This is a genomic window from Catellatospora chokoriensis (assembly GCF_011297315.1).
Taxonomy (GTDB): Bacteria; Actinomycetota; Actinomycetes; order Mycobacteriales; family Micromonosporaceae; genus Catellatospora; species Catellatospora citrea.
The window spans coordinates 123,145-136,623 of record NZ_JAAOTI010000016.1 but is presented as its reverse complement, the minus strand read 5'-3'; the positions used below and the strand labels follow the sequence as shown (position 1 = coordinate 136,623).

General features: G+C 69.0%; 12 protein-coding genes and 1 pseudogene. 2 read left to right on the top strand and 11 right to left on the bottom strand.

Going from position 1 to position 13,479, the window contains the following annotated elements:
* Nucleotides 1-69: 69 nt before the first annotated feature.
* The 4 genes from HAV39_RS24025 to HAV39_RS24010 all read right to left on the bottom strand — a co-directional run bounded on the left by HAV39_RS24025 (nucleotide 70) and on the right by HAV39_RS24010 (nucleotide 2,338).
* Entirely contained in the window at nucleotides 70-570 is a 501-nt protein-coding gene (locus HAV39_RS24025; protein WP_191841415.1) for a DUF3592 domain-containing protein, read from the bottom strand.
* A 199-nt stretch (nucleotides 571-769) separates the two neighbouring features.
* Nucleotides 770-1,120: a hypothetical protein gene (locus HAV39_RS24020; RefSeq protein ID WP_191841414.1), complete on the bottom strand. Its 351-nt coding sequence runs from the start codon at nucleotides 1,118-1,120 to the stop codon at nucleotides 770-772.
* Between the two features lie 10 nt (nucleotides 1,121-1,130).
* Nucleotides 1,131-1,652: a hypothetical protein gene (locus tag HAV39_RS24015; protein ID WP_191841413.1), complete on the bottom strand. Its 522-nt coding sequence runs from the start codon at nucleotides 1,650-1,652 to the stop codon at nucleotides 1,131-1,133.
* Nucleotides 1,649-2,338 carry a hypothetical protein gene (locus tag HAV39_RS24010; RefSeq protein WP_191841412.1) on the bottom strand — a complete coding sequence of 230 codons (690 nt, stop codon included), beginning with the start codon at nucleotides 2,336-2,338 and terminating at the stop codon, nucleotides 1,649-1,651. The genes HAV39_RS24015 and HAV39_RS24010 overlap by 4 nt, the downstream gene beginning before the upstream one ends.
* A gap of 168 nt (nucleotides 2,339-2,506) precedes the next feature.
* Between HAV39_RS24010 and HAV39_RS24005 the strand changes: the two genes are divergently transcribed.
* Nucleotides 2,507-5,464, top strand: coding sequence for a BTAD domain-containing putative transcriptional regulator (locus tag HAV39_RS24005; protein WP_191841411.1), 2,958 nt, complete (start codon nucleotides 2,507-2,509; stop codon nucleotides 5,462-5,464).
* Nucleotides 5,377-6,312: pseudogene (locus HAV39_RS24000) on the top strand (NfeD family protein); the annotation flags it as partial. The gene HAV39_RS24005 and the pseudogene HAV39_RS24000, both read left to right, overlap by 88 nt.
* 371 nt (nucleotides 6,313-6,683) lie before the next feature.
* Here HAV39_RS24000 and HAV39_RS23995 read toward each other — a convergent pair.
* The 7 genes from HAV39_RS23995 to HAV39_RS23965 all read right to left on the bottom strand — a co-directional run bounded on the left by HAV39_RS23995 (nucleotide 6,684) and on the right by HAV39_RS23965 (nucleotide 13,476).
* Nucleotides 6,684-7,178, bottom strand: coding sequence for an HIT family protein (locus HAV39_RS23995; protein ID WP_191841409.1), 495 nt, complete (start codon nucleotides 7,176-7,178; stop codon nucleotides 6,684-6,686).
* Nucleotides 7,179-7,197: 19 nt separating this feature from the next.
* Nucleotides 7,198-7,983 (bottom strand): hypothetical protein, encoded by a 786-nt coding sequence (locus HAV39_RS23990; RefSeq protein ID WP_191841408.1) that lies wholly within the window; start codon nucleotides 7,981-7,983, stop codon nucleotides 7,198-7,200.
* 1,026 nt (nucleotides 7,984-9,009) lie between these two features.
* Nucleotides 9,010-9,480 (bottom strand): NUDIX domain-containing protein, encoded by a 471-nt coding sequence (locus HAV39_RS23985; protein WP_191841407.1) that lies wholly within the window; start codon nucleotides 9,478-9,480, stop codon nucleotides 9,010-9,012.
* Between the two features lie 319 nt (nucleotides 9,481-9,799).
* On the bottom strand, nucleotides 9,800-10,369 hold the full coding sequence (locus HAV39_RS23980; RefSeq protein WP_191841406.1) for a hypothetical protein: 570 nt from the start codon (nucleotides 10,367-10,369) through the stop codon (nucleotides 9,800-9,802).
* Nucleotides 10,370-10,472: 103 nt separating this feature from the next.
* The gene (locus tag HAV39_RS23975) at nucleotides 10,473-10,805 is read right to left on the bottom strand and encodes a hypothetical protein (protein ID WP_191841405.1); all 333 of its coding nucleotides are present in this window, start codon (nucleotides 10,803-10,805) and stop codon (nucleotides 10,473-10,475) included.
* A 311-nt stretch (nucleotides 10,806-11,116) separates the two neighbouring features.
* Nucleotides 11,117-12,430: a hypothetical protein gene (locus tag HAV39_RS23970; RefSeq protein WP_191841404.1), complete on the bottom strand. Its 1,314-nt coding sequence runs from the start codon at nucleotides 12,428-12,430 to the stop codon at nucleotides 11,117-11,119.
* A 545-nt stretch (nucleotides 12,431-12,975) separates the two neighbouring features.
* On the bottom strand, nucleotides 12,976-13,476 hold the full coding sequence (locus HAV39_RS23965) for a MauE/DoxX family redox-associated membrane protein (protein WP_191841403.1): 501 nt from the start codon (nucleotides 13,474-13,476) through the stop codon (nucleotides 12,976-12,978).
* Nucleotides 13,477-13,479 lie beyond the last annotated feature (3 nt).

Below are 13,479 nucleotides of genomic sequence, written 5' to 3'. Positions count from 1 at the left end.
ACAACGTCACTCCCGGAAACGATCGAGAGCGAGGCAGCGGCCCGCCGAATGCGATCCGCGGACCGGGCGTCAGCGCACGAAGTCGCTCTCGCGGTATGGCTGGTTGACAGCGTCGCCGATCCGCCGGTGCAGTGTCATGTCGCGCCACGCGTAACCGAGCAAGACGACGATGCCGCAGACCGCGCCGAAGATGGTGGCCCACATGCGCCCAGCCGACGCGGGTCGAACACGATCCAGGTCTTTCGGGTCGTAACGCACCTCGATCCGGTCGCCGACACGAACCGGACGCTTTCGGTTCAGGTTCACCTCGACCTCCCGCCCGTCGAGGGCCGGCAGCCGCACGGTCACATCATTACGGTCGCGCGTCGAGACGGCGCTCACCGTGCCGGTCGTGAGCACCCCACGTGCTTGCGTAATCACGTCGTCGTAGACGACGAACGGCACGACCACCAGACTCGCCAGTACCGTCAGCAGCGCGATCAGCGCACCGACGGTGAGGCGCCAGGGGCTGTCGAGGTCGCCTGTCAGCGGTGCGTGCGTGAAGAGCAGCGAGTGGTCGGCCTTGTTCACGGGACCGAGTATGACAGCACCGTCAATTCGCTGACCTGGGCATCTGTCCGCACGGCGTACCTGCCCCTGCCACATACGGCTCACGCAAGTCAAGTGGCCGGTCTCGGGTGGTGTCGGCGCAGGTCCGCGGCGATGACCCGGCGCCGAGAGGCTGGGCGGTCCAGCGGGCGGCCCGGGAGTGCCGGACCGCCCGTGCTCGCTAGGTGCGGATGCTGGGGAGGTTGACCCCGCAGGCGCGTTCGACGAACTCGCCCACCTTGACCGTGATCTCCTGGAACTCCTCGGCCGAGACGTGTGAGTGCGGCTCGGACTCGGGGACCAGATCGTCGACGAGCACGTGCATCTCGTCGCGCAGCGCCGGCGGCGAGGACTTCTCCATGGCGCGGGCGGCGTCGAGGCGTTGCTCGCCGCTGATCTGGTCTTGCCGCGACACCTCGAACAGGCTCGCGTTGGCGCAGAAGCTGGCCTTGTCCGGCCACTGCGTCGGCAGGTCCTCCGGCCACAGCAGCCAGGCACCGACCGCGGCGAGCACCGTTGCTGTCGCGCCCACGAGCAGGCGCCTAGACGTACTGGTTGACGGCATCGATGTCATGGGTGTCGAAGTATCTGGGCCAGATCTCCTCGCGCATGCAGGAGTTGTCGTTGCTGTCGGAGCTGTGCGACCGGTGCCCGAGCCCGCCCGTGTGCCCGAGTTCGTGGCAGCCCAGGCTCTGCCAGTAGCCGGTGCTCTTGCCGCTCATCGTCCTGGTGTTGAACTTGACGTCCATGTGGTCGCACTTGCCGTTGAGCCAGTTGCGGTCGGTGCACGAGGTCTGGCCGTACCAGGACGAGGAGTAGGACGCGTCGTAGACGTGGATGTCGGATCCGCCGACGCTGGTGGTGATGTCCGTCCGGTCCAGTTGCGCCCGGCCTTGCGCGACGGCCGCCTTGCCCGCCGTGGTCAGCGAGTTCGACTGGACGTCCTGCTGGGCGTTGTCCGGCGGCCCGGCGTTGGCCTTGTTGCCGTGGCCGGCCGAGGCCGGGCTCGCAGCGACGGCGACCATCAGGATCGCGGCCGCGACGGCGATGACGGTTCTTCTCATTCGCCTGGTCCTTCCACGGATTCGGGCTGGTCGCCGATCGTGCCGGCCGCGCCGAGCGTGCCGGCGGCATAGGACTGGCTGGCGTTGTAGACCTTGACCGCGAACATGTCGGGCTGGATCGCGGCGATCTGCCCGGCCAGGTCACGGTCGGTGTTGCTCGGCTGCAGCGCCCCGTCCTTGGCGAGCACCCGGCCGTCGGAGCTGGTCAGCTCGTACGCGTTGGCGTTGCCGACGGCGCGGCGCAGGAAGAAGTATCCGGTGTCGCCGACCTGGCTCCACGCGACGCCGTTGACGATGTAGCCGCGGCCCTGCGAGTCCCAGCCCTCCTCCTCCAGCACGATGCTCGGCGGCACGAGCGAGAGCTTCGGGTTGTGCATCACGTCCCAGACGTCGATCGTCACGCTGCGCAGCCGGACCTGGCTGGTCGTCGTGCCGTCCTCGTCCGCGCCGGTGAACCGGCCCTGCCCGACCGCGGTGACGGTGCCGTAGACGACCAGGTGCGAGGTCGCGACCATGCTGTCGACGCTGCTGAAGATGTACATCTCCTTGCTGTGCGCGACCGACTCGGGCTGGGCGTCGTACTGCACCTGCTGCTGCCCGCCGAATCCGACGGTCAGCGCCAGTACGGCGGCGGCCGCCACGCCGGCGCCGGGCAGGCGCCACCGCCGCCATGTACTCAGTCTCATGTGGAATCCCTTCTTGCCCCGCACGGGGTGATCACGAAAGACTGCTCGGCGGCGCTGTCATATAGTCGGCACGCTGCCGACGGACAGCCGAGGGGACATCGCCCTAATGGACGGCACGGTCGCGGTCGGCTGGTACGGGTTCGGTACGGGCATGACCGGGGAGGGCGAGTGCAGGACGGGCCGTCTGCGGTGGGCCGGTACATCCGCGAGCGCCGCCGGCGTGCCGGGCTCAGCCAGTCCGAACTCGCCATCCGTGCCGGCACGGGCCTGGCCGGACTGCGTGATCTCGAACAGGGCCGGGTGCGCCGTCCCCGGCCGGGCACGCTGCGCAGGCTGGCCGCGGCGCTGGATCTGTCCGCGGCGCAGATCGCCACCCTGGTCGGGCTGGCCCATGACGACACCGACGCCACCGGCCTGCGGATACACGTCCTGGGACCGCTGCTGGTCACGGCCGCCCCGTCCGCGGTCGACCTGGGCTCACCCAAGCGGCGGGAGCTGCTGGGCTTGCTCGCGCTGTCACCCAACCTGGCGGTCTCCGCAGATGAGCTCGTCGATCTGCTGTGGGGCACCCCGAACGGGGCGCAACTGCTGACGACGCACGTGTCCCGGCTCCGGGCGCGGCTGGGGCCGTCCTCGGCGCGGATCGTCGCGGCCGGTGGCGGATACCGGCTGGACGCGACCGCCGACCAGCTCGACCTGCTGGACTTCCGCCGGTCCCTGAGCCGCGCACGCGAGCTGGTGACCGACGGTCGGCCGGAGGCGGCGGTGCCGCACTACCGGGCAGCCGTCGCGCTGTGGCGCGGCGAGCCCCTGGCCGACCTGCCGGGGCTGCACAGCCATCCGGCGCTCATCGCGCTTGCGCGCGACCGGCGCGCCTGCGTCATCGAATACGCCGACGCGGGCGCACCGCACGACGACGCGCTGGCGGCCCTGCACCCCCTCGCCGAGGCCGACCCCTTCGACGAAGCCCTGTGGCAGCGCCTGATCACGGCGCTGGCCGGCACCGGGCAGCGCGCCGCTGCGCTCGCCGCTTTCCACACGCTGCGGCGCAGGCTGCGCGAGGAGCTCGGCGTCGATCCGGCACCCGAGCTGCAGCGGGTGTACCGCGACCTGCTCAGCGAGACCGCCGGGTCGCGGCCGCCGGTCCCGCAGCAACTGCCACCCGCACGGCACGGGTTCACCGGCCGCGCGGCCGACCTCGCCGCACTGGACCGGCTGCTCGCCGACTGGGCCGGCGCCACGCCGCTGATCTGCGCGATCTCGGGCATGGCCGGCGTCGGCAAATCGACGCTGGCAGTCCACTGGGCCCATACCGTGCAGTCGTCGTTTCCCGATGGGCAGCTGTACGTCGACCTGCGCGGCTTCGATCCCGGCCGCCCCGCCGCGACCGCCGACGAGGTGGTGCGCCTCTTCCTGGAGGCGCTGCAACCCGGCGGTCAGCTCCCGTCGACCGCGCACGCCCAGGTCGCCCGGTATCGCAGCCTGCTGGCCGGCCGGCGGATGCTCATCGTGCTCGACAACGCCCGCGACGCCGAACAGGTGCGGCCCGTCCTGCCCGGCGCACCGGGCTGCACCGTGCTGGTAACCAGCCGCGACCGGCTCACCGGGCTGGTCGCGACCGAAGGCGCGCACCCGCTCGACCTCGCGGTGTTCGACGCCGACGACGCCCGCTCCTTCCTTTCGGCCCGGTTGGGCGCGCGCCGGGTGGCCGGAGAAGAGCACGCGACCGCGGAAATCGTCGAACGCTGCGGGCGGCTGCCGCTCGCGCTCGCCGTCGTCGCCGCCCGCGCCGCGGCGCACCCGGGGTTCGCGCTGGCCGCGCTGGCCGCCGAACTACACGGAGCACACGGCACCCTGTCCGCACTGGAAGTCGGCGACCCGACCGCCGACGTCCGCTCCGTGTTCGCACACTCCTACCGCGACCTGGGCCCGGACAGCGCCCGGATGTTCCGGCGGCTCGCGCTGCACCCCGGCCCGGAGATCTCCGTCGCCGCCGCCGCGGCACTCGCCGCGACACCCCCGGCGCCGGCCCGCCGCCAGCTGCGCGAGCTGGCCGGCGCGCACCTGCTGGAGGAACCGGCACCCGGCCGGTTCCGCCTGCACGACCTCCTGCGGGAGTACGCACACGAGCTGGTGCGGGCCGACGAAGGCGACGACGGGTGCGCCGCGGCCGCCGGGCGCCTGTCCGGCCATTACCTGCACACCGCGGCCGGCGCCGCACTGCTGCTAGCGCCCCGCCGGGATCCGATCACGCTGGCCGCCGGCACCGCCGGGGAAACACTGGCCGGGCACCGGGAGGCCCTGGCATGGTTCGGGGTCGAATATCCGGTGCTGCTGGCGATGGTCGACATCGCCGACGACCCGTACCTGTGGCAGCTGGGCTGGGCGCTGACCACCTACCAGGACCGCACCGGGCGCTGGCAGGACTGGGTCGACGTGCAGGACAAGGCGCTGCGTGCCGCACAGCGCGCACAAGACCCGGTCGGGCTCGCGCACAGCCAGCGCGGGTACGGGCGGGCGCTGACGTGGCTCGGCCACGGTGACGCCGCACGGCTGGCCCTGTGCCGGGCCGTCGAACTGTTCACCGAGCTCGGCGAACTCGCCGCGCTCGGCCATCTCGAACTGGACCTGGCTCAGGTCGACGAGCAGAGCGGCCACCCGGACCGGGCGATGGACCACGCCGAGCGCGGCGCGGCGTACTACGAGCGCGCCGGCCACCAGGCCGGCCTCGCCAACGCACTGAACATGATCTGTGTCCAGCTCGCCGCCATGGAACGGTTCGAGCAGGGTGTCACCTACGGGCAGCGGGCCCTGGCACTGCTGCGGCAGCTCGGCGACCGCCGGGGTGAGGCCGCCACGCTCGACAGTCTGGGCGTCATCCAACTGCGGCTGGGCGAGCACGCGCGGGCCTCGGCGAGCCTGGCCGCCGCGCACCGGCTGTTCGAGGAGATCGGGGACCGCCCGGGATGCGCCGACGTGCTCCTGCACGCCGGGGACTGCCATCATGCGGCGGGATCTGCGCATGAGGCCGTGGCGGCATGGCAGGCGGCGCTGGCGATCCTGGAGGAACTGGGTCTGCAGGACGCGGACAAGGCACGCCGGCGCCTGGGCTTGCTCGTCGCCTGACCCGCGCCAGATCCGGCAGCCTGCTGCCAGTACGAGCACCGGGTGGCCGGCTGAGTGCCCGGACCGGATCGGCCGGCTCCGGCTGCTCGACGCGGCGCTGCTCCGCCATGCCACGAATTGCGGCAAGGCCCTGGCTCGGCCAGCGTGATCGACCAAGTGCGCGCCGAACCGCCGACACGGGCTCAAAGAGCCCGCGCAACGTGCTGAGCGGTGCCGCATCGGCCCACGGGGCGGGCGTCGCCGACGTCCCTTGCCGCTGCCATAGCGCCGGATTGCCACGTTCGACCCTGGATGTGGAGGCGGCCCGGGCGCTCATCACGTTCGCCGCCCACGTCGCGGCCATGGCTCCCGGAAGCACCATCGGCGCGGCTACCCCCGTCGATGCGCAGACCGGGCAGAAGGCCAGCGACAAGGTCATCATCGATGCCGCCGCCTTCGCCGAATCGGTGGCGGCCCAGCGCAGCAGAGACACCGGATTCGCGATCGACACGGTGTGCCAGGGCCGAGCCGTGCCCGCGACCGAGGCTGTGCGCCTCGGCGCGGTGGACCTGATCGCCTCGGACCACGTGGCGCTGCTGAAGTCGCTCGACGGCCGCACGGTCACCCTCGCCGACAGCAGCACGGTGACGTTGCGGACCGCCGATGCGGCGGTCACCGAGTACAAGCCCGGGTGGGCGCGCCGGCTGTTGGGCGTGCTCGCCGACCCGACGCTGGCGTTTCTGTTCCTGTCGCTGGGCACCCTCGCCGCCATGTACGAGCTGGCCGCTCCCGGGCATGGGTTCAGCGGTGCCATCGGCGTGATCCTGCTGATCCTCGGGTTCTTCGCGCTCGGCGTGCTGCCCGTGTCGGTGGCCGGGCTCGCGCACCATGCCAGCCACCACGGCCTTGCCGAGGTTGTGCCACAGGTGCCAGCGGTCGGCGACCTGCACGGCGTCGGGCAGCGCGCGGCGGACAGTTTCGGCTGTGTATACGGCCAGCGGCTGCGCCGCAGTCCGGCCAGGGGATCGTCTCTGCTTTGGTAGGTGCCCGGATCCTGATCCACGCACCCTCGTCCGTGACCTCCTCCACGACCAGCGGCAACAACCCAGCGAACACCACGCTTACAACTCGATCAAGCTCGCATTCGAGCGAGTATCCAACATGGATGAGCACCACCCAGGGTCACCACCGGTAGCGCGCCTGAGCCGTTTGTCACATAGTCCCATGCAAGGCGCCCTGCTCAGCTTGCCCATGCGCGGATGCGGCCGGCTAGCGTCGTTACAACTGTCTGCAGTTTCTCTTCGGAAAGCCGAGTCCGGGCCCGGCTGTCGACTGGCCCGTTGCCGGTCTCGCCGAGCGGCAGTCGCAGCCTTGTGTACCAGTCACCAGGCTCGGGCAAGTCGCCCTTCCATCGGGGGATGACGTGCAGGTGGAGGTGGCAGACGGTCTGTCCGGCATCCTGGCCGTCCTGGATTATCCAGTCGAAGCCAGTGGCGCTGAACTCAGCGAGCAGGAACCGCGTGACGTGGCGGGCGAAGCCGAAGAAGCCCGCTTGCCTGCTCGGATCGAGATCGAGAAGGCTCGTCAGATGTTCTCTTGGCACGACGAGCGAATGTCCTGGCACGATGGGGGCGACGTTATAGATGGCGGCGAAGTGGTCTGTGCCCGCGAACTCCGATGATCGAATTGCTTCTGCGTCGAAGGGACAGTCGTTGTCTCGATCCCGAGTATCCATCGGTCGGCAGAGCCCCCCTTCAGATCGTCTCGTTTAGGCGAGCAAGCAGCTCGGCCGGGGTGACGGGTTCTGCATGCTGCGACCAGGTGACGTCGAATTCTTCGCGGAAGGCATCGTACCAAGGGTTGACGCGTGCCAGCCGGAACACCGGCCGGCCTCGGCCCACCAGGGTCCGGGTCAGCGTGAGTTGCACATCCAGGAGCGATCGAGTGTCGTCGGCCTTCTCGACGTATAGGAGACTGAAGGGCGGGTCGTGCTTGATCAGCCGGATGGTGACAGCCCGACCGCTGCCATCCGCATTAACGGTGTCATTGAGCTCGCGCAGAAAGGTGGCCGTCTGAAATAGATTGCGGTGGAAGCGAGCATAGTTGTCCGCATATAGGTGCCGGGCGGCTGCGCAGGCGGGGTCGACGAGCAATATCCGGATCTCGCAACCCTCGTGGATCAATCTGCGAAGTACGTCACTGTATCCGGTGACCAGGTTGACTGCAGTACGTGCCAGGATGGACAGCCGCGTGACGTCCTTCGCCACGTGTCCGAACGCGTGCTGGGGGCTGTCAATCAATGCCAAGAACTCTGGCGGAGGACTGACCGACCGCCGGTACGCGGTGATTGCGAGCCTCACCAACGCGATGAAAACCAAGGCCACACCTGTGGCGCCGAGAACCAGTCGCCACGGACCGTTCTCCGGAATCCGAACGGATGCGATGCCGACAGAGAATTCCTCAGAGATCCCGATGAGCAGTAGTGCAAGTCCAACCACCCCGACTAGCCCGGTCCTGGAGAACATCTTGAGCGTCTCCATGGCGGGCCTCCCGGCGGGGCATCGGTTCACAGCAGAGACGTCGGCACGGCAGCTGACACGGCCGACCGGATATCGATAGCCCGTTATCTTATGGCATCCGTCAAGGTGACAGGTTCGACAGGCACATGACCGCCGTCAGCCGTCCGGCGGTGACGAGACGAAGTCATTCCTCGAGCACTACGCCAACCCACCGCGATGCTGCACTGCCCAGGCCAACCACGGCTGGCGAACTCGTCAGCGACCTGCGCGTACCTGCCCTCCTGTGCGAACACCGACCATCCCCCATCCGGTGTTCGGCAGGGCCTCCATCGATGGCTATCTCATTGTGCCCCAGCGTAGGTTCTGGATAAGGCGTGCCCGGCAATGATCACCTAGGCGGTCTCGTCGGCCCGAAGCCTGCGCATCGGGCTTAGCCAGCGTTTGAGCTGGCTGCGATCAGAGCCGCCCGGTGTTGATCATGGTTCGGTGCTCCCATTTCGTCCCACCGGTCGACCGCCAGCTCTCGCCGCTCGCTCGTGAGAGCCAGTTCCCGACCTCGCCGGCGCGTTGGCCAGGGATCTGAGTTACCAGTACCTTCTGAGCCGAATCCACTTCGTCGTCGACGACGGGAACATCGGTGCCCGCTGGGGATAGGCGCCGCTGGCGGACCACACAGCATCGATCAGACCCCTTCGCGTCGAGGCGCAGATCAAGGGGCGATCGTCTATACGGAGAACGATCACGTTGTCCTGTTCATATGCAGGACAACGCGATCAAGGCTCACAACTCGTGGGCCAGCCGGGCCTTGAAGTGCCAGGCGTCCCAACTGATATTGATCACAAGCTCGTTCATCGAGTGGTGTTCTCAGCGATGCTTCGTCTGGGACTGTGCTCGCCGTCCTGCACTGGAAGCGCCTCGTCCCGAAGGAAGTGTGCATCAGCGAGCGGATCAACACGTGAACGACGCCTGGGGGCGAACGTCCAACAAGAGCAGCCAAGGGTGCCACCACCCGAGACCCGGAACCAGCACATGGATCGTGGCAGGTATCTACGACTCCAGACCGCGCTCGGCGTAGATGCAACGGTGCTCGGATTTCGCACGGAGGGCGAGCCGCAGCCGATTGACAAGGCGGGCTGGCAGGTGGTCGGCGAGACTATTTGCATCGACAAATCGCGCGTCGACGATTTCGCCATCAGCGAAGGTCATCGTGGATAAGTCCGCCTCACTCAGTTCACCGCCATCGAAGATGATGAGCATCTTGTCGCCCTCATCCGGGGCAGGCGACCAGTCTAGGACGAGCGGCTGCGGTGCGACCGTCAGATCCTTTCCCAGTTCTTCGATGATCTCGCGGCGGCAGGCGGTGAGCGGCGCTTCGCCTTCGTGGACATAGCCGCCGGGGATTTCCCAACCCGGCTTGTAGCTCGGTTTGACCAGGAGCGGGCGGCCCGTCGCATCGACGAAGAGCGCCCCTGCAGCTAGCCGCGGGGTGGCGAACGAGTTGGTTTCAGGCGCGGCCACGGGGCCAGTCTAGTAACTACTCACTGCGTCAGGTTCATTCGCTTGGCAAGCGCCAGGAGTGTCGGGATGGGCTTGGCTCGGCCACGGTGCAGCCAGCCGATGACGAGCTGGCGGCCGAGGACTGCGCTGTCGTTCGGCTGGCCGAGACCATGCTGCTGACCGCCATGGTCGCCGTCCAGGCGATGCTGCTGGCCCGAGGATACCTCTGTAAAGATCGCCCCACCAGCGGCGTGCCCGGTTGTCCCAGATCCGGTAACCGCCGGGCACCCCCCGAGCCACATACCGCCGCCTGCTCACCGCACGTTCCGTCTGAGCCGCGTCACGTGACGGCCCCGGATGTGGAACGGGACTGCTCGCCGTCAAGTCGCCGACGGCGCACGGCCTGCAGCACCTGCACGATCTCGTCAGCGCGACCCGTACGTTGCTGCAGCACCTGTTTGACGTCGCCGTCGAAGTTGCTCAGCGCGAACCGCACCGTCTGCTCGCCAGCCGGCAGGACCACGCCCACATACCGCTCGCAGAGCCACTTGGTCTCCAATACGTCGCCGTCGCCGACGCCCCACGAGTGCTGCCGCCAAAGCCCTTCGAACAGCGCGTAGCCGGTGCCGATGACGTCGATCTTGCCGTCGATCCACAGCTTGGCGACGTTGCCGTGGCAGTCCCCGCCCGACGACACGACCCTCACCTGCGGACCGTGCTCCATGCCGTCGGCGAGCAGCCAGTCCAGGTCCGGCTCGGGCCGCAGCGGCGGCACCACCAGTTCACCGCCGTAGGCGAGCACCATCCGGCACCATGCCGACCAGCGGTCACGGAAGCCGTCGTCAGCGTCTTGGTAGGCGGCGACGCGCTCGCGGTACATCCGGAGCAGGCGATCACGGTCACTCAGCACGCCAGCACCCTAACGAGTTCGCCATCTGCGCGCAGCCGCCTAACCCACCTCACGACCCGTATAGATCGAACTCGCCGGAGACAAGGTCAGCGCCAACGCCGTCCTACGCCAGATCCAAAAGGTGCATGGCGCCACCGCGGATCATCCAGTCGTCCCAGTAGCCGAGCCGCCCACACGCGACACATCGGCTCGTGATGGCGAGGGCGCGGATCCCACCGCTGTCGGTGTAGAGCGAGAAGCCCACCGCGACGTTGAAGGCCTCTTCGTCGCCATCACCGTCGCACTCGCAGACCATGACCGCTGTTTGGGTGTCGTCCCAGTACTCGCCGCTGTCAGCGATGAAATGCTCTGCTCCGCAGCCGTGGCAGACCCGCTTGGCGGCGTGTTCCTCCAGGTCACCGTATATGCCGTAGAACTGACCCCGCAGGCCGCGCACCGGCACAGCCGTACTTCATGCACCTGATAGCCCTCGGCGCCCTGGGCCATCGCGTACGCCGCGAGGTCGTCGAGGTTCTTCCCCACCGGCCAGCCGCCGATTTCGCTGATCACCATCGCAGCCATCTCACCTTCGTCAGGAACGCCCTGGGTTCGACCCCGCCAGTCATCCGGTGCGCCGTCGGCGAAGAGGCCACGTTGCGGGCCCGGTGGGAACCCGGCGATGTGATCTGGCCCGCCGGGGTGCGGCTTCGTGGCCCGACGGCGACGCTCTTGGCCACAGTGTCGTAGGCGCCACCGTGCGGCATTCGGTCACGACGCCAATGTCGGCTCGCACGGTGTGCGCCATCGTCGCAGCACCAGCCCGTCGGCGGACGCGAGCTCGCCGGCGCGTGGATGGTGGCGGGTCGGCACGAAACCGGGCACAGCGCCGGTGCGCTCGCCCGTGGCCGGATCCCACACCTCCAGGCCCGTGGCCGCGGCCGCGTACAGCCGTCGCCCGTCGGCGAACAAGGCCCCGGTCGGGCCCGCGAACGCCGCTGTCTCCCGTCCGGTCTCGGCGTCGAAAACACGCACACCGGCCAGCATGGCCTCCTCGTCGCCGCCGATGCCGGCGACCACCAGACGCTGGTCATCGAGCCAGCACATGGGGTTGTTCCAGTAATAGGCGCGCTGGGCGAGCCCGCGCAGACTCCGGCCGTCCTCGGACTCCCACACGTTGTCCTCCAACCACCGGTGGACACTCCAGACGTGGGGTATGCCGACCGGTGACCACACCCAGCCGTCGTCGAGCACGTACCGTCCCGTCGGGGACAGGCACAGGGCACCGTGGAAGTAGTCGAGGTAGTGCTCGGGTCGGGGCCCACCATTGGTGTAGGAGGTCGGTTCCCGAGCCGTGAGCAGTTCACCGGTGGCGGCGTCAGAGATGTCGAGCCGGTTCCACGCCGTTCGGTGCATCACCATCACGCGGCCTTGATACTCGAGCATCGCCAGAGAGAGCGGGACGGTGTCGGGCCGGTGGTCGCCGCCGTTCAGCACCAGCGTCACCGCTCCTGAGCGCAGGTCGAGCACCTGCCCATGGCGGCCGAAGTCGTTGACCACCGCTACGAACCGGCCGTCAGCGCCGGCATGCAGGCGGCGGCGCAGCTCGTGCCCAGCCCACGGCTCATGGTCTGGCTCTGCGGGCACGGATGTCTCGGCCAGCACGGTCCAGATGCCCGTGTCCGCGTCGAACCTACCGATGCGCCCGTCGCGGTCCAGCAGCAACCATGCCAAGCCGCTGTCCGCCACCGGGACGAAGTCGACGACGTCGACCGGCAGCGGTGTCTCCCGCACCGTCGTGTCGAACGGCTCGGGACGCTGTCCGATACCTGGTGTACCGCGCCACCCGACAATGCTCCAGTCGGTCTCTGCGCACCGGGACACGCAGCCCTCGCAGGCGACCAGCAGGTCCACCGGATGCCCCTGGTCAGCACCCTTGTCGCAGGCCTGGCAGCACATGTCGTACTCGAGCCCGCGACCGGTCAACAGCCGTACGTGGTCCTCGTCGCTGTCGTCGCCGAGCAGGTGCCGGCACATCCGACCGGGTCCGGCGTAGGCTGCGTGACCGCAGGGCAACAGATCCACGGCGGCATCGTGCCAGACTTCAGGACTACGCCCGCAACCCGGTTTCCTTCGGGCACAGAGCTCTCGCCGACCGATGCCACCGGAACGGACTATCAACGGCCCCCACAAACCATGATCAGCGCCGTTCGGCATCTGTTCAGGGAGTGGCTCTGCTCGCATTTTTGCTCCCCGCTCCCCCGGCACCCCGTCGACGCGGACGGCCACGAAGCGCGGGTCGGCCGAATGGACCTGGACGTGAGAAGTGCAAGACCGTCCGGCGGTCCTGCACCTCTCAAAGTTGGTGTGGTGGTTCGGAACCGACCTCGCCCCGCTGCGGGTCTGCTTGGCTGCCAGGGCGTTGACGGTGAGGGTGAAGCCGGGCCGCCGTTGACGTCCCGGCGGGACGGTGCCGTCGCGTTGTGGAATCGCAGACGTGTCGAAGCCCGGGTCCCGTCGGTGGTCTGATCGCCTTGGCAAGTTCGGCCGACGTCGTACCGGCCCGCCAAGACGGCCGAGGCCCCCGGCCGAGACGCCCGCATCCGCCCGGGCCTCGGCGGGGACCCGGGTCAGGTCCGCCGCGGCATGAACAGATACCTGAGGTCGTCCAGCATGACGATCAGCGCCCCGGCCACCAGTCCGCACCCGACGGCCAGCGCCGCTGCCTCGACCCGCACCGGTCCGGTCGGCGCGAATGCACCGACGGCCGCACAGCCGATGAGCAGTGCGTTGCGCCAGACGTGGTGGTGCCCCAGTGGCACGGCGGTGCGGCCGAAGCAGCGGCAGGTCGCGGTGCCGGCTCGGCGCAGGCCGGCGACGATGGCGGCGGCGAAGGCCAGCAGCAACAGTGCCGCCAGGGCGAACCCCGCCGGGCGGTACAGCAGAACCAGCGCGACCGTGGCCGACTCGGCGGCGACCACCAGGGCGGCGAGCGGACCGGCGGGCCGGAAGCCCATCTCGCGCACCGAACCCGTGAACGCGCGGTAGGTGGCCCGGCTGGAGATCTTGCCGACGACCGCGGCGAGAAACACCAGGCCGAGCAGAGCCTGGGCGCCGATGGTGAGATACATGTG

Bases quoted from the DNA above. Each gene is read 5' to 3' on its own strand.
- HAV39_RS24015 (WP_191841413.1), bottom strand. From the start codon at position 1,652: ATGAGAAGAACCGTCATCGCCGTCGCGGCCGCGATCCTGATGGTCGCC.
- HAV39_RS23995 (WP_191841409.1), bottom strand. From the start codon at position 7,178: ATGGATACTCGGGATCGAGACAACGACTGTCCCTTCGACGCAGAAGCA.
- HAV39_RS23965 (WP_191841403.1), bottom strand. From the start codon at position 13,476: ATGTATCTCACCATCGGCGCCCAGGCTCTGCTCGGCCTGGTGTTTCTC.
- HAV39_RS23990 (WP_191841408.1), bottom strand. From the start codon at position 7,983: ATGGAGACGCTCAAGATGTTCTCCAGGACCGGGCTAGTCGGGGTGGTT.
- HAV39_RS24010 (WP_191841412.1), bottom strand. From the start codon at position 2,338: ATGAGACTGAGTACATGGCGGCGGTGGCGCCTGCCCGGCGCCGGCGTG.